Below are 16,485 nucleotides of genomic sequence, written 5' to 3'. Positions count from 1 at the left end.
TGGCCACGTTGACCACGGTAAGACGTCTCTGACGGCAGCGATCACGAAGTACTTCGGTGAGTACAAGGCGTACGACCAGATCGACGCGGCTCCGGAAGAAAAGGCCCGTGGCATCACGATTTCGACGGCCCACGTTGAGTACGAGACGCCGGCCCGCCACTACGCCCACGTCGACTGCCCCGGCCACGCCGACTACGTCAAGAACATGATCACCGGTGCTGCCCAGATGGACGGCGCGATCCTGGTGTGCTCGGCYGCTGACGGCCCGATGCCGCAGACGCGCGAACACATCCTGCTGGCYCGCCAGGTCGGCGTTCCGGCGATCGTTGTGTTCCTGAACAAGGTCGACCAGGTTGACGACGCCGAGCTTCTCGAACTGGTCGAGCTCGAAGTTCGCGAACTGCTGTCGTCCTACGACTTCCCGGGCGACGAWATYCCGATCRTCAAGGGTTCGGCRCTTGCTGCTCTTGAAGATTCCGACAAGAAGATCGGCGAAGAYKCGATCCGCGAGCTGATGGCTGCTGTCGACGCCTACATCCCGACGCCTGAGCGTCCGATCAACCTGCCGTTCTTGCTGCCGATCGAAGACGTGTTCTCGATCTCKGGCCGCGGYACGGTTGTGACCGGCCGCGTCGAGCGTGGCATCGTCAAGGTTGGCGAAGAAGTCGAGATCGTCGGCATCCGCCCGACGACGAAGACGACGGTGACCGGCGTTGAAATGTTCCGCAAGCTGCTCGATCAGGGCCAGGCTGGCGACAACATCGGTGCGCTGATCCGCGGCGTCACCCGTGACGGCGTTGAGCGTGGCCAGATTCTGTGCAAGCCGGGTTCGGTCAAGCCGCACAAGAAGTTCATGGCAGAAGCCTACATCCTGACGAAGGAAGAGGGTGGCCGTCATACGCCGTTCTTCACCAACTACCGTCCGCAGTTCTATTTCCGCACGACCGACGTGACGGGCATTGTGACGCTGCCGGAAGGCACGGAGATGGTGATGCCAGGCGACAACGTCACGGTATCGGTCGAGCTGATCGTTCCGATCGCGATGGAAGAAAAGCTGCGCTTCGCTATCCGCGAAGGCGGCCGCACCGTCGGCGCCGGTATCGTCGCGAGCATCGTCGAGTAATTAGCGGCTGGGCCACCTGGCCCAAGGAAAGGATAGGGACGCCGATCTCGGTGTCCTTCTCGATCTTTGAAACCGGTGGCCCGCTAACGTAACTGAAGGTAAGTCGTGTCCCCAAGTGGTGACACGCGGATAACAGACACAAGGATAAAGTCGAATGAACGGCCAGAATATCCGCATCCGCCTGAAGGCGTTCGATCACCGGATTCTCGACGCCTCCACGCGTGAGATCGTATCGACGGCTAAGCGCACCGGTGCAAGCGTCCGGGGCCCCGTTCCGCTTCCGACCCGCATCGAGAAGTTTACGGTCAACCGGTCCCCGCACATCGACAAGAAGAGCCGCGAACAGTTCGAGATGCGCACGCATAAGCGCCTTCTCGATATCGTTGACCCGACCCCGCAGACGGTAGACGCGCTGATGAAGCTCGATCTCGCCGCCGGTGTCGATGTTGAGATCAAGCTCTGAGACCTCGGGTCTTCGGGCTGAGTGAGAAGGATTGAACCGATGCGTTCAGGTGTGATTGCACAGAAGGTGGGAATGACCCGCGTCTATAACGACGCCGGCGAGCATGTCCCGGTAACGGTACTGCGTATGGAAGGCTGCCAGGTCGTCGCTACGCGCACTGTCGAAAAGAATGGCTATACCGCAGTTCAGCTCGGTGCCGGCCAGGCGAAGGTAAAGAACACGTCGAAGGCGATGCGCGGCAACTTTGCCATCGCCAACGTCGAGCCGAAGGCCAAGCTCACTGAATTCCGCGTGTCGGAAGATCAGCTGCTCGAGATCGGCACTGAGATCAAGGCGGGTCACTTTGCAGCCGGTCAGCTCGTCGACGTGACGGGTACGACGATCGGTAAGGGCTTTGCCGGCGCCATGAAGCGCCACGGTTTCGGCGGTCTGCGTGCCACGCACGGTGTGTCGGTTTCGCACCGCTCGCACGGTTCGACCGGCTCGCGCCAGGATCCGGGCAAGGTTTTCAAGAACAAGAAGATGGCTGGTCACATGGGCCAGACGCGCGTCACGACGCAGAACCTTGAAGTGGTTTCGACCGACGAAGATCGTGGTCTGATCCTGATCAAGGGTGCTGTTCCTGGTTCCAAGGGTGCTTGGATCATCGTGCGCGACGCCGTCAAGTCGGCCGCGAAGTAAGGGAGCCAGATCAATGGAATTCAACGTCAAGACCCTCGAGGGAAAAGACGCCGGGAAGGTTTCCCTTTCGGACGCGATTTTCGGCCTCGAGCCCCGCGAAGACATTCTCGCCCGCGTCATCCGCTGGCAGCTTGCCAAGAAGCAGCAGGGCACTCACAAGGCAAAAGGCCGCGCTGAAATTTCGCGCACCGGCGCCAAGATGTACAAGCAGAAGGGTACGGGCCGCGCCCGCCACCATTCGGCTCGCGCTCCGCAGTTCCGCGGCGGCGGCAAGGCTCACGGCCCGGTCGTGCGCAGCCATGAGCATGACCTTCCCAAGAAGGTTCGCGCGCTCGGCCTTCGCCACGCCCTTTCGGCCAAGATCAAGGCCGATGACGTCATTGTCATCGACAACCTGGTTGCAGCTGAAGCCAAGACCAAGTCGCTCGCGTCCGTTTTCGAGACGCTCGGCCTGACCAACGCCCTCTTCATCGGCGGCGCAGAGCTTGACGGCAACTTCAAGCTCGCAGCTCAGAACATCCCCAACATCGATGTTCTGCCGATCCAGGGCATCAACGTTTACGACATCGTGCGCCGCGGCAAGCTCGTGCTTTCCAAGGCTGCGGTTGAAGCGCTAGAGGAGCGATTCAAGTGACCGATCTTCGCCACTACGATGTGATCGTCTCTCCGGCGATCACCGAAAAGTCCACGCTGGTATCCGAAAACAACCAGGTTGTTTTCAATGTCGCCAAGCAGGCGACGAAGCCGGAAATCAAGGCTGCGGTCGAGGCGCTGTTCGGCGTCAAGGTCACGGCTGTCAACACTCTGCTGCGCAAGGGCAAGACCAAGCGGTTCCGCGGTTTCGTCGGCAAGCAGAAGGACGTGAAGAAGGCTGTTGTGACGCTGGCTGAAGGCCAGACGATCGACGTCTCCACCGGTCTCTGAGGTATAAGAAAATGGCATTGAAAACATTCAATCCGATCACCCCGAGCCAGCGCCAGCTGGTCATCGTCGACCGTTCGGCCCTCTACAAGGGCAAGCCGGTCAAGGCGCTGACGGAAGGTCTGACCAAGAGCGGCGGTCGTAACAACCTCGGCCGCATCACTGCCCGCTTCATCGGCGGTGGTCACAAGCGCACCTATCGTCTGATCGACTTCAAGCGTCGCAAGTTCGACGTCGAAGGCACGGTCGAGCGTATCGAATACGATCCGAACCGCACGGCTTTCATCGCGCTGGTGAACTATGCCGACGGCGAAAAGGCTTATATCCTCGCTCCTCAGCGCCTCGCTGCCGGTGACAAGGTTATCGCTTCCGAGAAGGCTGTCGACGTCAAGCCCGGCAACACCATGCCGCTGCAGTTCATCCCGGTCGGCTCCATCATCCACAACGTGGAAATGAAGCCGGGCAAGGGTGGGCAGATCGCTCGCTCCGCCGGTGGCTACGCACAGCTCGTCGGCCGCGACCAGGGCATGGCGATCCTTCGCCTGAACTCCGGTGAACAGCGTCTCGTTCATGGCTCCTGCCTTGCTTCGATCGGCGCGGTCTCCAACCCTGACCACGCCAACATCAACGACGGCAAAGCCGGTCGTACCGTTTGGCGCGGCAAGCGTCCGCATAACCGCGGTGTTGTCATGAACCCGGTCGACCATCCGCACGGCGGTGGTGAAGGCCGCACCTCCGGTGGTCGCCATCCGGTGTCGCCGTGGGGCAAGCCGACCAAGGGCAAGCGCACCCGGTCGAACAAGTCGACCGACAAGATGATCATGCGCTCGCGTCATCAGCGTAAGAAGTAAGAGAGGAAGTCTCCAATGGCTCGTTCAGTATGGAAAGGTCCGTTCGTTGACGGCTATCTTCTCAAGAAGGCTGAGAAGGTTCGTGAAGGCGGTCGTAGTGAAGTGATCAAGATCTGGAGCCGTCGCTCCACGATCCTGCCGCAGTTCGTCGGTCTCACCTTCGGCGTCTACAACGGCAGCAAGCATATCCCGGTCAGCGTCAATGAAGACATGGTCGGTCACAAGTTCGGTGAATTCTCTCCGACCCGCACCTACTACGGTCACGGCGCGGACAAGAAGGCGAAGAGGAAGTAACAATGGGCAAGGCAAAAGCCGAACGCCGGCTGAAGGACAACGAGGCGCAAGCAGTCGCCCGCACGCTCCGCGTCAGCCCCCAGAAGCTCAACCTGGTTGCTGCGGCTATCCGCGGCAAGAAGGTCGAGCGCGCACTCGCTGAGCTGGAGTTCTCCCGCAAGCGCATCGCAGGCGCCGTCAAGAAGACGCTCGAATCTGCGATCGCCAACGCTGAGAACAACCACGATCTCGACGTCGACTCGCTGGTCGTCGCCGAGGCCTATGTCGGCAAGTCGATCGTCATGAAGCGTTTTCACGCTCGTGGCCGCGGTCGCGCGTCGCGCATTGAAAAGCCCTTCGCGCATTTGACGATCGTCGTTCGTGAAGTGCAGGCAGCAGAGGAGGCCGCATAATGGGTCAGAAAATCAATCCAATCGGTTTCCGCCTCGGCATCAACCGTACCTGGGATAGCCGCTGGTTTGCGGACAATGCCGAGTACGGCCAGCTGCTGCACGAAGACCTGAAGATGCGCAAGTTCGTCATGAGCGAACTGAAGCAGGCCGGGATCTCCAAGGTGGTCATCGAGCGTCCGCACAAGAAGTGCCGCGTCACGATCCACTCGGCACGTCCGGGCCTGATCATCGGCCGCAAGGGCGCAGACATCGACAAGCTCCGCAAGAAGCTGTCGGAGATGACGAATTCGGAAACGCACCTCAACATCGTCGAAGTGCGCAAGCCCGAAGTCGATGCGACGCTGGTCGCTCAGTCGATCGCCCAGCAGCTCGAGCGTCGCGTGGCTTTCCGCCGCGCCATGAAGCGCGCCGTCCAGTCTGCGATGCGTCTTGGCGCCGAAGGCATCAAGATCACCTGCGCTGGCCGTCTCGGCGGCGCTGAAATCGCCCGTACGGAATGGTACCGCGAAGGTCGTGTGCCGTTGCACACGCTGCGCGCCGACATCGACTACGGCACGGCTGAAGCAGAAACCGCGTTCGGCATCTGCGGCATCAAGGTCTGGATCTTCAAGGGCGAAATCCTTGAGCATGATCCGATGGCTTCCGAGCGCCGCGCGATGGAAGGTGACGCCCAGGGTCCGGCAAGCCGTGATCGTGACCGCGACAGAGACCGTCGCCGCGACAACGCTTGATAGCGCGCGTGGCAGAGAAGTTCGGAGAATAAGAAAATGTTGCAGCCAAAGCGTACCAAGTACCGCAAGCAGTTCAAGGGCCGCATCAAGGGCGTCGCCAAGGGCGGTTCTGACCTGGCATTCGGCGAATTCGGCCTGAAGGCACAGGAACCCAACCGCGTCAACGCGCGCGAGATCGAAGCGGCCCGCCGCGCGATCACGCGTTATATGAAGCGCGCCGGCCGTGTATGGATCCGCGTGTTCCCGGACGTTCCGGTAACCAAAAAGCCGACCGAAGTCCGTATGGGTAAGGGTAAGGGCTCCGTTGAATACTGGGCATGCAAGGTCAAGCCCGGCCGTATGATGTTCGAGATCGACGGTGTCAGCGAAGAAATCGCCCGTGAGGCGCTTCGCCTCGGCTCTGCCAAGCTCTCGGTCAAGACGCGCTTCGTTCAGCGCATTGCAGAGTAAGGGATTGAGCTCATGAAAGCCTCAGACGTTCGCGCGTTCACCGCCGACCAACTCAAGGACGAGCTTGCCAAGCTGAAGAAGGAGCAGTTCAACCTGCGCTTCCAGAAGGCGACCGGCCAGCTCGAAAAATCCTCGCGCATCAACGAAGTCCGCAAGGACATCGCCCGCGTGAAAACCATTGCCCGCCAGAAGGCGGCAGAAGTTAAGGCCTAAAGGAAGAAAAATATGCCGAAGCGCATCCTGCAGGGCGTCGTCGTTGGCGACAAGAACGAGAAGACGGTAGTGGTTCGTGTCGAGCGTCGTTTCGCTCACCCGCTGCTCCAGAAGACCGTTCGTCGTTCCAAGAAGTACAAGGCCCACGACGAGAACAACCAGTACAAGATTGGCGATACCGTATCCATCGAGGAATGCGCGCCGATCTCCAAGGACAAGCGCTGGACGGTGATTTCCGCCCAGGGCAAGTAACAGAATTTTGCGCGAGGCCTTGCGTCTCGCCGAAATATCTGTATGAAGCAGCGTCAGAACGCTCGAAAGCCGGGCGTTCTTTTGCTTTGAGCGCACGGAAGGTCCCGTTCGGGAAACCACCCTGGCACGATCGATCCCGCGCTATTCAGCTATTGCCGCGTCTGTGCTGCCATCATGGCAGCTCGGCCGGCGAAAATTTTCATAAGCCGGAGTAGGGGGCTAGCCCAACCATTCCGGTAAACCAAGAAGGCGACCTGATATGATTCAGATGCAAACAAACCTCGACGTCGCGGATAATTCCGGCGCACGTCGTGTCATGTGCATCAAGGTGCTGGGCGGCTCGAAGCGCAAGTATGCCTCGATCGGCGACGTCATCGTCGTTTCGATCAAGGAAGCGATCCCGCGCGGCCGTGTGAAGAAGGGTGACGTGATGAAGGCGGTTGTCGTTCGCACCGCCAAGGACATCCGTCGTCCGGATGGCTCCGTCATCCGCTTCGACACCAACGCAGCAGTCCTCATCGACAACAAGAAAGAGCCGATCGGCACCCGTATCTTCGGACCGGTTCCGCGCGAACTTCGCGCCAAGAACCACATGAAGATCATCTCGCTGGCTCCCGAAGTACTGTAAGGAGCGAAGCGATGCAGAAGATTCGTAAGGGCGACAAGGTCGTCATGCTCGCTGGCAAGGACAAGGGCCGTACCGGCGAAGTTGTCCAGGTCATGCCGAAGGAAGATCGTGCCGTTGTTCGTGGCGTCAACGTCGTCAAGCGCCACCAGCGCCAGACGCAGACCCAGGAAGCCGGCATCATCAACAAGGAAGCCCCGGTTCACCTGTCCAACGTTGCAATCATCGACAAGGACGGCAAGCCGACCCGCGTCGGTTTCAAGGTTGTTGACGGTAAGAAGGTCCGTGTGGCCAAGCGTTCTGGAGAAGTGATCGATGGCTGAGGCAAAATATGAGCCGCGGCTCAAGAAGGAATATGTCGAGCGCATCCGCAAGGCGATGCAGGAGCAGTTCTCCTACGCCAACGAGATGATGATCCCGAAGCTCGACAAGATCGTGATCAACATGGGTGTCGGCGAAGCGACCGCTGACTCGAAGAAGCCGACGGTAGCTGCCGCCGACCTCGCAGCGATCGCCGGCCAGAAGCCGGTCATCACCCGCGCACGTAACTCTATCGCAGGCTTCAAGGTCCGCGAACAGATGCCGATCGGCGCGAAGGTCACCCTGCGCGGCGCCCGCATGTACGAGTTCATGGACCGTCTCGTGAACATCGCGCTCCCGCGCGTTCGCGACTTCCGCGGCCTGAACCCGAAGAGCTTTGACGGCCGTGGCAACTTCGCCATGGGCATCAAGGAGCACATTGTGTTCCCTGAGATCAACTACGACAAGGTTGATCAGATGTGGGGCATGGACATCATCGTTTGCACGACGGCGACGACCGACGACGAAGCACGGGCTCTTCTGAAAGAGTTCAGCTTCCCGTTCCGTCAATAACCGTAACGACGAGCGTAGAAAAGGAACCTGACATGGCGAAGACAAGCGCAGTTGAAAAGAACAAGCGCCGCCGTACTACGGTCGCCAACCAGGCCGCTAAGCGGGCTGGTTTGAAGGCGATCATCATGAACCAGGCTCTTCCGATCGAAGAGCGGTTCAAGGCCTCGATCAAGCTGGCATCCCTGCCGCGTGATGGATCGAAGACCCGTATTCGCAACCGTTGCGAAGTTTCGGGGCGTCCGCGCGCATATTACCGCAAACTGCGCATGTCGCGTATTGCGCTGCGTGAACTCGGCAATCTCGGCAAGGTGCCGGGTATCGTCAAGTCGAGCTGGTAAGGAGCAGGTTACATGACAATGACTGATCCGTTGGGCGATATGCTCACTCGCATCCGTAACGGCGCTTCCCGCCGCAAGTCGTCGGTCTCGACGCCTGCTTCGAAGCTCCGTGCACGTGTTCTCGATGTTCTGCAGTCCGAAGGCTACATCCGTGGCTATTCCCTTGTCGATTTCGGCAATGGCAAGTCGGAACTCAGCATCGAGCTGAAATATTATGAAGGCGCATCGGTGATCCGTGAGATCGGCCGTGTGTCCAAGCCGGGCCGCCGGGTCTATGTCTCGGTCAAGTCCATTCCGCAGGTTGCGAAMGGTCTCGGCATCACCATCCTTTCGACTCCGAAGGGTGTGATGGCCGATCACCAGGCTCGCGAACAGAACGTTGGTGGCGAGGTTCTTTGCTCGGTCTTCTAAGATCGGGCATGGATCTCCATAGCGAACAGACAGGATTGAAACATGTCTCGTATCGGTAAAAAGCCCGTTCAGGTGCCTGCTGGGATCACGGCTACGGTCGATGGCCAGAAGGTGACTGCAAAGGGCCCGAAGGGCGAGCTGTTTTTCGTTGCTAACGACGAAATCAGCCTCAAGCTTGAAAATAACGCCGTCGTCGTGACGCCGGTGAACCAGACCAAGGATGCGCGCTCAAAGTGGGGCATGTCCCGCACGATGATCGAAGGCATCTTCAAGGGCGTCAAGGACGGTTTCGAGCGCAAGCTTGAAATCAACGGCGTCGGTTACCGCGCCGCCATGCAGGGCAAGAACCTGCAGCTGGCCCTCGGTTTCAGCCACGACGTGATCTACGAGCCGCCGGTCGGTATCTCGATCGTTGTTCCGAAGCCGACGGAAATCGTCGTCAGCGGCATCAACAAGCAGCAGGTCGGTCAGGTTGCCGCCGAAATCCGCGAATATCGCGGTCCCGAGCCCTACAAGGGCAAGGGCGTCAAGTACGCTGACGAGCGGATCGTCCGCAAAGAAGGCAAGAAGAAGTAAGGATCACGCGAAATGGCTAGCAGGAAAGAAGCACTTGCACGTCGTGCCAACCGCGTGCGCCGTCATCTCAAGTCGGTGGCCAATGGCCGTCCGCGCCTGTCGGTTCATCGCTCCTCGAAGAACATCTACGCCCAGGTCATCGATGACGTGGCCGGCAAGACGCTTGCGTCTGCCTCCACCCTCGAGAAGGATCTGCGCGGTTCTCTGAAGACCGGTGCCGATACCGCCGCCGCTACCGTTGTGGGCAAGCTCCTCGCAGAGCGCGCCTCCAAGGCCGGTGTTACGGAAGTCGTGTTCGACCGTGGCGCCTTCATCTATCACGGCCGCATCAAGGCTCTCGCCGAAGCGGCCCGCGAAGGCGGTCTCACCTTCTGATCAGTTTCCGGCCGGACGCTTCAGGCGCCGGCCGGATTTTCGCCGGACCGCAGGCGCTCTCCGAAAGGGGAGGCTGATGCGGTCCACATTTGTTTGCCGATTGCACCCGGAAAAGAAAAAGGAAGAGGACAATGGCACAGGAAAGAAGGCCGCAGCGGGACGACCGCCAGAGCCGTGAAGAGCGCGATAGCGAATTCGTCGACAAGCTTGTCGCGATCAACCGCGTCGCCAAGGTCGTCAAGGGCGGCCGTCGTTTCGGTTTCGCAGCACTCGTCGTCGTCGGCGACCAGAAGGGCCGCGTCGGCTTCGGCCATGGCAAGGCACGTGAAGTGCCGGAAGCCATCCGCAAGGCAACCGAAGCCGCCAAGCGCGAACTGATCTTCGTACCGCTGCGTGACGGCCGTACGCTGCATCACGACGTTCATGGCCGCCATGGCGCCGGCAAGGTTCTGCTGCGCTCGGCCAAGGTCGGTACCGGCATCATCGCCGGCGGCCCGATGCGCGCCGTATTCGAAACACTCGGCATGCACGACGTCGTCGCCAAGTCGACCGGTTCGTCGAACCCCTACAACATGGTTCGCGCCACCTTCGACGCTCTGAAGCACCAGGTTCACCCGAAGGACATCGCAGCTCAGCGCGGCATCAAGTATGCAACGCTGCAGGCTCGTCGTGGCGCCTCCGGCAACGCCTCTGAAGAATAAGAGGAGTTTGACAGATGGCCAAGGCTACCAAGAAGGCTGAAGCGAAGACTGTCACGATCGAACAGATCGGCAGCCCGATCCGCCGTCCGGACGTCCAGCAGCGCACGCTGATCGGTCTCGGACTGAACAAGATGCACCGTCGCCGCACGCTGGAGGATACTCCTTCGGTTCGTGGCATGATCCGTGCTGTCCAGCATCTCGTTCGCGTCGTCGACGAGAAGTGAGACGGAGGAAACGCTCATGAAACTCAATGAAATCAAGGACAATGAAGGCTCGACCCACAGCCGCAAGCGCCTCGGCCGCGGTATCGGCTCGGGCTCGGGCAAGACTGGTGGTCGCGGCGTGAAGGGTCAGAAGTCCCGTTCGGGCGTCGCCATCAATGGCTTCGAAGGCGGCCAGATGCCGATCTATCGTCGCCTGCCGAAGCGCGGCTTCAACAACATTTTCGCTTCCGATTTTGTTGTCGTGTCGCTGGCCCGTATCCAGACGGCGATCGACGCCGGCAAGCTCGATGCCAAGACGACCGTTGACGCGGCTGCCCTCAAGGCAGCCGGTGTCATCCGCCGCGTCAAGGACGGCGTTCGCGTTCTCGCCGACGGCGAGATCAAGGCCAAGATCACCATCGTCGTTGCAGGCGCCTCCAAGCCTGCCGTCGAGAAGATCGAAAAGGCCGGCGGCACCGTGACGCTGCTTTCGGCTCCGGCTGCAGCCGAATAATAATCTGATGATATATCGCCCGGGGTGCTTCACACCGGGCGATTTTGCTCCCATATGTGGGCCTCACAAAAACTTGGCTGGCGCGCCCGCGTCATGCCGGTAAGACTCGAAAACAAGGGTGAGGCAAGGGGTTGCGCCGCAATCCGTCCTGAGCCCGGTTTTGAATAATTTCATACTGATTCCGGGTCCGGTCTGTCCCCCAGAGACGCCGGAATTGGTAGCGCGGAGAAACGCATGGCTTCTGCAGCGGAACAATTGGCATCCAACCTCAATTTTTCGACCTTCGCCAAAGCCGAGGATTTGAAGAAGCGCTTGTGGTTCACACTGGCAGCTCTCCTCGTCTACCGACTTGGCACGCATATTCCGCTTCCGGGTCTCAATCCCGAAGCCTATGCCCAGGCTTTCCGCGGCCAGGCAGGCGGCATTCTCGGCCTTTTCAACATGTTCTCGGGCGGCGCTGTTCAGCGCATGGCGATCTTCGCGCTCGGCATCATGCCCTATATCTCCGCTTCGATCATCGTACAGCTCATGACCTCGGTCGTGCCGGCGCTCGAAAACCTCAAGAAGGAAGGCGAGCAGGGCCGTAAGATCATCAACCAGTATACCCGCTACGGTACCGTCATCCTCGGCGCGCTCCAGGCCTATGGTATTGCCGCCGGCCTTGAGAGTGGCCAGGGCCTCGTCGTCGAGCCGGGCTGGTTCTTCCGTGTTTCCACTGTTCTGACGCTGCTCGGCGGCACGATGTTCCTGATGTGGCTCGGCGAGCAGATCACCTCGCGCGGCATCGGCAACGGCATCTCGCTGATCATTTTCGCCGGCATCGCCGCCGGCCTTCCCACAGCTCTTGCCGGCACGCTCGAACTCGGCCGCACCGGTGCGCTGTCGACCTTCCTCATCCTGCTCGTCATCATCGTCGCGATCGCCGTCATCGGCATCATCGTCTTCGTCGAGCGCGCCCAGCGCCGGCTGCTGATTCAGTATCCGAAGCGTCAGGTTGGCAATCGGATGTTCCAGGGCGATACTTCGCACCTGCCGCTCAAGCTCAACACGTCAGGTGTCATTCCGGCGATCTTCGCATCGTCGCTGCTGCTGCTGCCGGCAACGGTCGCGGGTTTCGCCAACACCTCGGCAATGCCCTCCTGGGTGACATCGATTGTCGCAGCCCTCGGCCACGGTCAGCCGCTCTATATGGTGCTGTACGGTGCGCTGATCGCCTTCTTCGCCTTCTTCTACACGGCCATCGTCTTCAATCCGAAGGACACGGCCGACAATCTGAAGAAGCATGGCGGCTTCATTCCCGGCATCCGTCCGGGCGAGCGCACCGCCGAATATATCGACTACGTGCTGACCCGCATCACGGTGATCGGCGCAATCTATCTCGTCTTCGTCTGCATCCTTCCGGAGATCTTGGTGTCGCAAACCGGCATCCCATTATCCCTTGGTGGGACTTCGCTTTTGATCGTGGTTAGCGTAACTCTTGATACGGTTGCACAGATCCAGGGTCACCTGATCGCGCAGCAATACGAAGGCCTGATCAAGAAATCGAAGTTGCGTGGAGGAAAGAGGGGGCGATGAGACTTATCCTTTTGGGGCCGCCGGGCGCGGGTAAGGGAACCCAGGCCCAGCGGATCGTGGAAAAGCACGGCATTCCGCAGCTTTCCACGGGGGACATGCTGCGTGCAGCGGTMAACGCCGGCACGGATGTCGGCAAGCGCGCGAAGGCGGTCATGGACGCCGGCAAGCTCGTCTCGGATGAGATCGTCATTGCCATCGTTTCCGAGCGTATCGATCAACCAGATTGCGCCAACGGCTTCATTCTCGACGGCTTCCCCAGGACGCTCGTCCAGGCTGATGCTACCGAGGCGATGCTGAAGGCAAAGGGTCTCGGCCTCTCCGTCGTCATTGAATTCCGTGTCGATGATGATGAGTTGATTCGACGTGTTGCCGGTCGCTACTCCTGTGCACAGTGTGGCAGCGTCTATCACGATACCGATAAGGTTCCGGCTGCTGAGGGTGTGTGCGACAAGTGCGGTTCGACGCACTTCAAGCGCCGTCCTGATGATACTCCGGAGACCATGACGGCCCGGCTGCAGGTCTACTACAAGGAAACCTCGCCGCTGATCGGCTATTATCATGCCAAGGGCAAACTCAAGTCCGTGGACGGCATGGCGGAGATCGATCAGGTGACGGCCGAGGTCGAAAGCATTCTTTCCAAGCTTTAAGGCTTTGAAAATAAACTTGGCGGAACGGTTGCTTTTCAGCAGTGATTCCGCTAAACACCGCGCCAACTCGCGACATTCCATGCGATCGGCGCGGATTTCCCAGGGAAGTCCGGGTGCGGTCGTTTTGACATGTTGCGGACGTAAATCTGAACGGGCGGTTCTCAAGAGCCGCATAACGAAGCCCACTTGCCGGATGGCAACTGGAATGCAAGGAGAACAGGCGTGGCACGTATCGCTGGCGTCAACATCCCGACTGCGAAGCGCGTTGTTATCGCGCTGACCTACATTCACGGGATCGGTCCGAAATTCGCACAGGAAATCGTCGAAAAGGTCGGTATCCCGGCCGAACGTCGTGTGCATCAGCTGACGGACGCAGAAGTCCTTCAGATCCGCGAAGCCATCGACCGCGACTATCAGGTCGAAGGCGATCTTCGTCGCGATACCGCGATGAACATCAAGCGCCTGATGGACCTCGGCTGCTACCGCGGCCTGCGTCATCGCCGCGGCCTTCCGGTCCGCGGTCAGCGCACGCACACCAATGCCCGCACCCGCAAGGGCCCGGCAAAGGCAATCGCTGGTAAGAAGAAGTAATTTCCGGGAAACCGGGGTAGGGAGGCTGGCGGTCTGCGCCGGCCTCTTTTGAGTTTGGAGCGGGACCATATAGGCGCCGTTCCGGTGTAGCCGCTGGCATTACGGCGGTGAAGAGATCAACGAAAGGAATACCATGGCTAAGGAAGCCGTCCGCGTTCGCCGTCGCGAGCGCAAGAATATCTCGTCGGGTGTCGCTCACGTCAACTCGACCTTCAACAACACGATGATCACCATCACCGATGCGCAGGGCAATGCAATCGCCTGGTCGTCGGCTGGCGCCAAGGGCTTCAAGGGCTCGCGCAAGTCGACCCCGTTCGCTGCCCAGATCGCTGCCGAAGACTGCGCCAAGAAGGCCCAGGAGCACGGCATGAAGTCGCTGGAAGTCGAAGTCTGCGGTCCGGGTTCGGGTCGTGAATCGGCTCTGCGCGCGCTCCAGGCTGCAGGTTTCATGATCACGTCCATCCGCGACGTGACCCCGATCCCGCACAATGGCTGCCGTCCGCGCAAGAAGCGCCGCGTCTGATCATCGCTCTCGTCACCGGTGAGCGCTTGCGCGCTCCCGGTGGTTTTCAAGCTCGGTTGCCACGATTGGATGGTGGCAACGAACGGAAGGCAAACTCATGATTCAGAAGAACTGGCAGGAACTGATCAAGCCGAACAAGGTGGAGTTCTCCTCGAGCTCGCGCACCAGGGCGACGCTTGTTGCCGAACCGCTGGAGCGCGGCTTCGGCCTCACCCTCGGCAACGCGCTTCGTCGCGTTCTGCTCTCCTCGCTGCGCGGTGCTGCCGTCACGGCGGTGCAGATCGATGGCGTGCTGCATGAATTCTCCTCGATTCCGGGCGTCCGCGAAGACGTGACGGACATCGTGCTCAACATCAAGGAAATCGCCATCAAGATGGATGGCGACGATGCGAAGCGCATGGTCGTGCGTAAGCAGGGCCCGGGCGTTGTCACGGCTGGCGACATTCAGACGGTCGGCGATATCGAAATCCTCAACCCCGAGCATGTCATCTGCACGCTCGACGAGGGTGCCGAGATCCGCATGGAATTCACCGTCAACAACGGCAAGGGCTACGTTCCGGCCGAACGCAATCGTGCGGAAGATGCTCCGATCGGTCTCATCCCGGTCGACAGCCTCTATTCGCCGGTCAAGAAGGTGTCCTACAAGGTTGAAAATACCCGCGAAGGACAGGTTCTCGACTACGACAAGCTGAACATGACCATCGAAACCGATGGCTCGATCACCGGCGAAGACGCCGTCGCTTTTGCGGCGCGCATCCTCCAGGATCAGCTTGGCGTCTTCGTCAACTTCGACGAGCCGCAGAAGGAAACCGAAGAGGAAGCAGTCACCGAACTCGCTTTCAACCCGGCTCTCCTGAAGAAGGTGGACGAACTCGAACTGTCGGTCCGTTCGGCAAACTGCCTGAAGAACGACAACATCGTCTACATCGGCGACCTCATTCAGAAGACCGAAGCAGAAATGCTCCGCACGCCGAATTTTGGTCGCAAGTCGCTGAACGAAATCAAGGAAGTTCTCGCTTCCATGGGCCTGCACCTCGGCATGGAAGTGCCGGCATGGCCGCCCGAGAACATCGAAGATCTCGCCAAGCGTTACGAAGATCAATACTGAGAAAACAAAAGGCAGGCTCTTTCGGCTGCCTTTCCCCGTCAAACAGCAGGCCGATCGCCTGCATGTGCCAGGAAACGGCAGGCCCACTTAGCGTAAGGGCACCTGCATTAAAGGAGAATAGCAATGCGCCATGGTAAAGCCGGCCGCAAGCTGAATAGAACTGCAAGCCACCGCAAGGCGATGTTCGCCAACATGGCGGCTTCGCTGATTACCCACGAGCAGATCGTCACGACCCTGCCGAAGGCCAAGGAAATCCGTCCGATCGTCGAGAAGCTCGTCACGCTCGGCAAGCGCGGCGACCTGCACGCTCGCCGTCAGGCGATCTCGCAGATCCGCGATGCCGCTGTCGTCTCGAAGCTGTTCGACACGATCGCAACGCGCTACGCCACCCGCAACGGCGGCTACCTGCGCATCATGAAGGCCGGCTTCCGCCAGGGCGACAATGCCGCCATGGCTGTGATCGAATTCGTTGACCGCGATGCCTATGCCAAGGGCGCAGCCGACAAGGCCCGCGTCGCTGCTGAAGAGCAGGCCGTCGCCGCTTAAGTCTTCCGCTTCGGCGGAAACAGAACAGCCGGGCTGCAAAGCCCGGCTGTTTTTGTTTCTGATATGGTGACGGGACCGGCTCCATTGCGCAAAATCATTCAGGCTCGCTCTCCGCAGTTCCTTCGTCTTGCCGCCCTGTTTCTCGTCATCGTTCTCGGGCTGGTGCTCCGCCGGTTTGGCTATGCAGCCGATCTGCCCTTCATCGTCGTCAAATATGGTGGATCGGCACTCTGGGGGGCGATGGTCTATCTGCTCGTGGCGCTCTTTATCGCAAGGTCACGGCCGGCAGCAATCGCCGTCACGGCGCTGTTCATAGCGATCTCAGTGGAATTGTTCCGGCTCTATCACACGCCCTGGCTCGACGCGTTTCGACTGACCACGGCAGGCGCCCTGCTGCTTGGGCGCGTGTTTTCGCTTTGGAACATGCTGGCTTATGCCATCGGCATAGCTGCGGCCTGCGCCTTCGATCCGGCCCGCCGGATTGCGTTGCGTCCTCGCCACTAAACCT

The 16,485-nt window shown here is 60.0% G+C and carries 29 protein-coding genes; all 29 read left to right on the top strand.

All coding sequences use genetic code 11. The features are described 5' to 3' along the window. On the top strand, nucleotides 1-1,123 hold a 1,123-nt coding region (gene tuf, locus AC1ECN_RS25300), incomplete at its 5' end, for an elongation factor Tu (protein ID WP_477954430.1). 154 nt (nucleotides 1,124-1,277) lie between these two features. Beyond that, nucleotides 1,278-1,586 (top strand): 30S ribosomal protein S10, encoded by a 309-nt coding sequence (rpsJ, locus tag AC1ECN_RS25295; RefSeq protein ID WP_003547547.1) that lies wholly within the window; start codon nucleotides 1,278-1,280, stop codon nucleotides 1,584-1,586. 39 nt (nucleotides 1,587-1,625) lie between these two features. After that, nucleotides 1,626-2,267: a 50S ribosomal protein L3 gene (rplC, locus tag AC1ECN_RS25290; RefSeq protein WP_018067989.1), complete on the top strand. Its 642-nt coding sequence runs from the start codon at nucleotides 1,626-1,628 to the stop codon at nucleotides 2,265-2,267. 13 nt (nucleotides 2,268-2,280) lie between these two features. Next, nucleotides 2,281-2,901 (top strand): 50S ribosomal protein L4, encoded by a 621-nt coding sequence (gene rplD, locus AC1ECN_RS25285; protein ID WP_012757020.1) that lies wholly within the window; start codon nucleotides 2,281-2,283, stop codon nucleotides 2,899-2,901. Then, entirely contained in the window at nucleotides 2,898-3,191 is a 294-nt protein-coding gene (locus AC1ECN_RS25280) for a 50S ribosomal protein L23 (RefSeq protein WP_003547550.1), read from the top strand. Before rplD ends, AC1ECN_RS25280 begins: the two co-directional genes overlap by 4 nt. Nucleotides 3,192-3,202: 11 nt before the next feature. After that, on the top strand, nucleotides 3,203-4,039 hold the full coding sequence (gene rplB / locus AC1ECN_RS25275; protein ID WP_018067988.1) for a 50S ribosomal protein L2: 837 nt from the start codon (nucleotides 3,203-3,205) through the stop codon (nucleotides 4,037-4,039). 15 nt (nucleotides 4,040-4,054) lie between these two features. Next, nucleotides 4,055-4,333, top strand: coding sequence for a 30S ribosomal protein S19 (gene rpsS / locus AC1ECN_RS25270; protein WP_003547552.1), 279 nt, complete (start codon nucleotides 4,055-4,057; stop codon nucleotides 4,331-4,333). A gap of 2 nt (nucleotides 4,334-4,335) precedes the next feature. Beyond that, nucleotides 4,336-4,725 carry a 50S ribosomal protein L22 gene (gene rplV / locus AC1ECN_RS25265; RefSeq protein WP_003547553.1) on the top strand — a complete coding sequence of 130 codons (390 nt, stop codon included), beginning with the start codon at nucleotides 4,336-4,338 and terminating at the stop codon, nucleotides 4,723-4,725. Next, a complete protein-coding gene (gene rpsC, locus AC1ECN_RS25260) occupies nucleotides 4,725-5,456 on the top strand; it encodes a 30S ribosomal protein S3 (RefSeq protein ID WP_003547554.1) in 732 nt (243 codons plus the stop codon). Before rplV ends, rpsC begins: the two co-directional genes overlap by 1 nt. 36 nt (nucleotides 5,457-5,492) lie before the next feature. After that, complete coding sequence (rplP, locus tag AC1ECN_RS25255; protein WP_003547555.1) at nucleotides 5,493-5,906, top strand: 50S ribosomal protein L16; 414 nt, start codon at nucleotides 5,493-5,495, stop codon at nucleotides 5,904-5,906. 12 nt (nucleotides 5,907-5,918) lie between these two features. After that, nucleotides 5,919-6,119, top strand: coding sequence for a 50S ribosomal protein L29 (gene rpmC / locus AC1ECN_RS25250; RefSeq protein WP_003558545.1), 201 nt, complete (start codon nucleotides 5,919-5,921; stop codon nucleotides 6,117-6,119). Between the two features lie 12 nt (nucleotides 6,120-6,131). Next, a complete protein-coding gene (rpsQ, locus tag AC1ECN_RS25245) occupies nucleotides 6,132-6,371 on the top strand; it encodes a 30S ribosomal protein S17 (protein WP_003547557.1) in 240 nt (79 codons plus the stop codon). A 259-nt stretch (nucleotides 6,372-6,630) separates the two neighbouring features. Continuing rightward, nucleotides 6,631-6,999, top strand: a complete 369-nt coding sequence (rplN, locus tag AC1ECN_RS25240; protein ID WP_003573790.1) for a 50S ribosomal protein L14 — start codon at nucleotides 6,631-6,633, stop codon at nucleotides 6,997-6,999. A gap of 11 nt (nucleotides 7,000-7,010) precedes the next feature. Continuing rightward, nucleotides 7,011-7,319 (top strand): 50S ribosomal protein L24, encoded by a 309-nt coding sequence (rplX, locus tag AC1ECN_RS25235; protein WP_003547559.1) that lies wholly within the window; start codon nucleotides 7,011-7,013, stop codon nucleotides 7,317-7,319. Further along, on the top strand, nucleotides 7,312-7,869 hold the full coding sequence (gene rplE / locus AC1ECN_RS25230; protein WP_018067987.1) for a 50S ribosomal protein L5: 558 nt from the start codon (nucleotides 7,312-7,314) through the stop codon (nucleotides 7,867-7,869). Before rplX ends, rplE begins: the two co-directional genes overlap by 8 nt. A gap of 32 nt (nucleotides 7,870-7,901) precedes the next feature. Further along, complete coding sequence (rpsN, locus tag AC1ECN_RS25225) at nucleotides 7,902-8,207, top strand: 30S ribosomal protein S14 (RefSeq protein WP_003547561.1); 306 nt, start codon at nucleotides 7,902-7,904, stop codon at nucleotides 8,205-8,207. A 12-nt stretch (nucleotides 8,208-8,219) separates the two neighbouring features. Continuing rightward, on the top strand, nucleotides 8,220-8,618 hold the full coding sequence (gene rpsH, locus AC1ECN_RS25220; protein ID WP_477954424.1) for a 30S ribosomal protein S8: 399 nt from the start codon (nucleotides 8,220-8,222) through the stop codon (nucleotides 8,616-8,618). 42 nt (nucleotides 8,619-8,660) lie between these two features. After that, nucleotides 8,661-9,194: a 50S ribosomal protein L6 gene (rplF, locus tag AC1ECN_RS25215; protein ID WP_003547563.1), complete on the top strand. Its 534-nt coding sequence runs from the start codon at nucleotides 8,661-8,663 to the stop codon at nucleotides 9,192-9,194. 12 nt (nucleotides 9,195-9,206) lie between these two features. Beyond that, nucleotides 9,207-9,569, top strand: coding sequence for a 50S ribosomal protein L18 (rplR, locus tag AC1ECN_RS25210; protein ID WP_003547564.1), 363 nt, complete (start codon nucleotides 9,207-9,209; stop codon nucleotides 9,567-9,569). Between the two features lie 131 nt (nucleotides 9,570-9,700). Then, on the top strand, nucleotides 9,701-10,270 hold the full coding sequence (gene rpsE, locus AC1ECN_RS25205) for a 30S ribosomal protein S5 (RefSeq protein WP_017963908.1): 570 nt from the start codon (nucleotides 9,701-9,703) through the stop codon (nucleotides 10,268-10,270). A 14-nt stretch (nucleotides 10,271-10,284) separates the two neighbouring features. After that, nucleotides 10,285-10,494, top strand: a complete 210-nt coding sequence (rpmD, locus tag AC1ECN_RS25200) for a 50S ribosomal protein L30 (protein WP_003547566.1) — start codon at nucleotides 10,285-10,287, stop codon at nucleotides 10,492-10,494. 16 nt (nucleotides 10,495-10,510) lie between these two features. After that, on the top strand, nucleotides 10,511-10,987 hold the full coding sequence (gene rplO / locus AC1ECN_RS25195) for a 50S ribosomal protein L15 (RefSeq protein WP_003547567.1): 477 nt from the start codon (nucleotides 10,511-10,513) through the stop codon (nucleotides 10,985-10,987). 234 nt (nucleotides 10,988-11,221) lie between these two features. Further along, nucleotides 11,222-12,562: a preprotein translocase subunit SecY gene (gene secY, locus AC1ECN_RS25190; protein ID WP_018067985.1), complete on the top strand. Its 1,341-nt coding sequence runs from the start codon at nucleotides 11,222-11,224 to the stop codon at nucleotides 12,560-12,562. Next, nucleotides 12,559-13,209, top strand: coding sequence for an adenylate kinase (locus AC1ECN_RS25185; RefSeq protein ID WP_017963910.1), 651 nt, complete (start codon nucleotides 12,559-12,561; stop codon nucleotides 13,207-13,209). Before secY ends, AC1ECN_RS25185 begins: the two co-directional genes overlap by 4 nt. Before the next feature lie 222 nt (nucleotides 13,210-13,431). Then, nucleotides 13,432-13,800, top strand: coding sequence for a 30S ribosomal protein S13 (gene rpsM, locus AC1ECN_RS25180; RefSeq protein ID WP_003573772.1), 369 nt, complete (start codon nucleotides 13,432-13,434; stop codon nucleotides 13,798-13,800). Nucleotides 13,801-13,933: 133 nt separating this feature from the next. After that, nucleotides 13,934-14,323, top strand: coding sequence for a 30S ribosomal protein S11 (gene rpsK, locus AC1ECN_RS25175; RefSeq protein ID WP_003547577.1), 390 nt, complete (start codon nucleotides 13,934-13,936; stop codon nucleotides 14,321-14,323). Between the two features lie 97 nt (nucleotides 14,324-14,420). Next, the gene (locus AC1ECN_RS25170; RefSeq protein ID WP_003547579.1) at nucleotides 14,421-15,431 is read left to right on the top strand and encodes a DNA-directed RNA polymerase subunit alpha; all 1,011 of its coding nucleotides are present in this window, start codon (nucleotides 14,421-14,423) and stop codon (nucleotides 15,429-15,431) included. 123 nt (nucleotides 15,432-15,554) lie between these two features. Continuing rightward, the gene (gene rplQ / locus AC1ECN_RS25165; RefSeq protein ID WP_003558556.1) at nucleotides 15,555-15,977 is read left to right on the top strand and encodes a 50S ribosomal protein L17; all 423 of its coding nucleotides are present in this window, start codon (nucleotides 15,555-15,557) and stop codon (nucleotides 15,975-15,977) included. Between the two features lie 84 nt (nucleotides 15,978-16,061). Further along, nucleotides 16,062-16,481, top strand: coding sequence for a ribosomal maturation YjgA family protein (locus AC1ECN_RS25160; protein ID WP_075224245.1), 420 nt, complete (start codon nucleotides 16,062-16,064; stop codon nucleotides 16,479-16,481). Nucleotides 16,482-16,485 lie beyond the last annotated feature (4 nt).

The organism is Rhizobium sp. 01N447_2, from assembly GCF_056399245.1.
This window is presented reverse-complemented; position numbering and strand designations above follow the sequence as displayed.

Bases quoted from the DNA above. Each gene is read 5' to 3' on its own strand.
- rpsJ (WP_003547547.1), top strand. From the start codon at position 1,278: ATGAACGGCCAGAATATCCGCATCCGCCTGAAGGCGTTCGATCACCGG.
- rplC (WP_018067989.1), top strand. From the start codon at position 1,626: ATGCGTTCAGGTGTGATTGCACAGAAGGTGGGAATGACCCGCGTCTAT.
- rplD (WP_012757020.1), top strand. From the start codon at position 2,281: ATGGAATTCAACGTCAAGACCCTCGAGGGAAAAGACGCCGGGAAGGTT.
- rplB (WP_018067988.1), top strand. From the start codon at position 3,203: ATGGCATTGAAAACATTCAATCCGATCACCCCGAGCCAGCGCCAGCTG.
- rpsS (WP_003547552.1), top strand. From the start codon at position 4,055: ATGGCTCGTTCAGTATGGAAAGGTCCGTTCGTTGACGGCTATCTTCTC.
- rplV (WP_003547553.1), top strand. From the start codon at position 4,336: ATGGGCAAGGCAAAAGCCGAACGCCGGCTGAAGGACAACGAGGCGCAA.
- rpsC (WP_003547554.1), top strand. From the start codon at position 4,725: ATGGGTCAGAAAATCAATCCAATCGGTTTCCGCCTCGGCATCAACCGT.
- rplP (WP_003547555.1), top strand. From the start codon at position 5,493: ATGTTGCAGCCAAAGCGTACCAAGTACCGCAAGCAGTTCAAGGGCCGC.
- rpmC (WP_003558545.1), top strand. From the start codon at position 5,919: ATGAAAGCCTCAGACGTTCGCGCGTTCACCGCCGACCAACTCAAGGAC.
- rpsQ (WP_003547557.1), top strand. From the start codon at position 6,132: ATGCCGAAGCGCATCCTGCAGGGCGTCGTCGTTGGCGACAAGAACGAG.
- rplN (WP_003573790.1), top strand. From the start codon at position 6,631: ATGATTCAGATGCAAACAAACCTCGACGTCGCGGATAATTCCGGCGCA.
- rplX (WP_003547559.1), top strand. From the start codon at position 7,011: ATGCAGAAGATTCGTAAGGGCGACAAGGTCGTCATGCTCGCTGGCAAG.
- rplE (WP_018067987.1), top strand. From the start codon at position 7,312: ATGGCTGAGGCAAAATATGAGCCGCGGCTCAAGAAGGAATATGTCGAG.
- rpsN (WP_003547561.1), top strand. From the start codon at position 7,902: ATGGCGAAGACAAGCGCAGTTGAAAAGAACAAGCGCCGCCGTACTACG.
- rplF (WP_003547563.1), top strand. From the start codon at position 8,661: ATGTCTCGTATCGGTAAAAAGCCCGTTCAGGTGCCTGCTGGGATCACG.
- rplR (WP_003547564.1), top strand. From the start codon at position 9,207: ATGGCTAGCAGGAAAGAAGCACTTGCACGTCGTGCCAACCGCGTGCGC.
- rpsE (WP_017963908.1), top strand. From the start codon at position 9,701: ATGGCACAGGAAAGAAGGCCGCAGCGGGACGACCGCCAGAGCCGTGAA.
- rpmD (WP_003547566.1), top strand. From the start codon at position 10,285: ATGGCCAAGGCTACCAAGAAGGCTGAAGCGAAGACTGTCACGATCGAA.
- rplO (WP_003547567.1), top strand. From the start codon at position 10,511: ATGAAACTCAATGAAATCAAGGACAATGAAGGCTCGACCCACAGCCGC.
- secY (WP_018067985.1), top strand. From the start codon at position 11,222: ATGGCTTCTGCAGCGGAACAATTGGCATCCAACCTCAATTTTTCGACC.
- rpsK (WP_003547577.1), top strand. From the start codon at position 13,934: ATGGCTAAGGAAGCCGTCCGCGTTCGCCGTCGCGAGCGCAAGAATATC.
- AC1ECN_RS25170 (WP_003547579.1), top strand. From the start codon at position 14,421: ATGATTCAGAAGAACTGGCAGGAACTGATCAAGCCGAACAAGGTGGAG.
- rplQ (WP_003558556.1), top strand. From the start codon at position 15,555: ATGCGCCATGGTAAAGCCGGCCGCAAGCTGAATAGAACTGCAAGCCAC.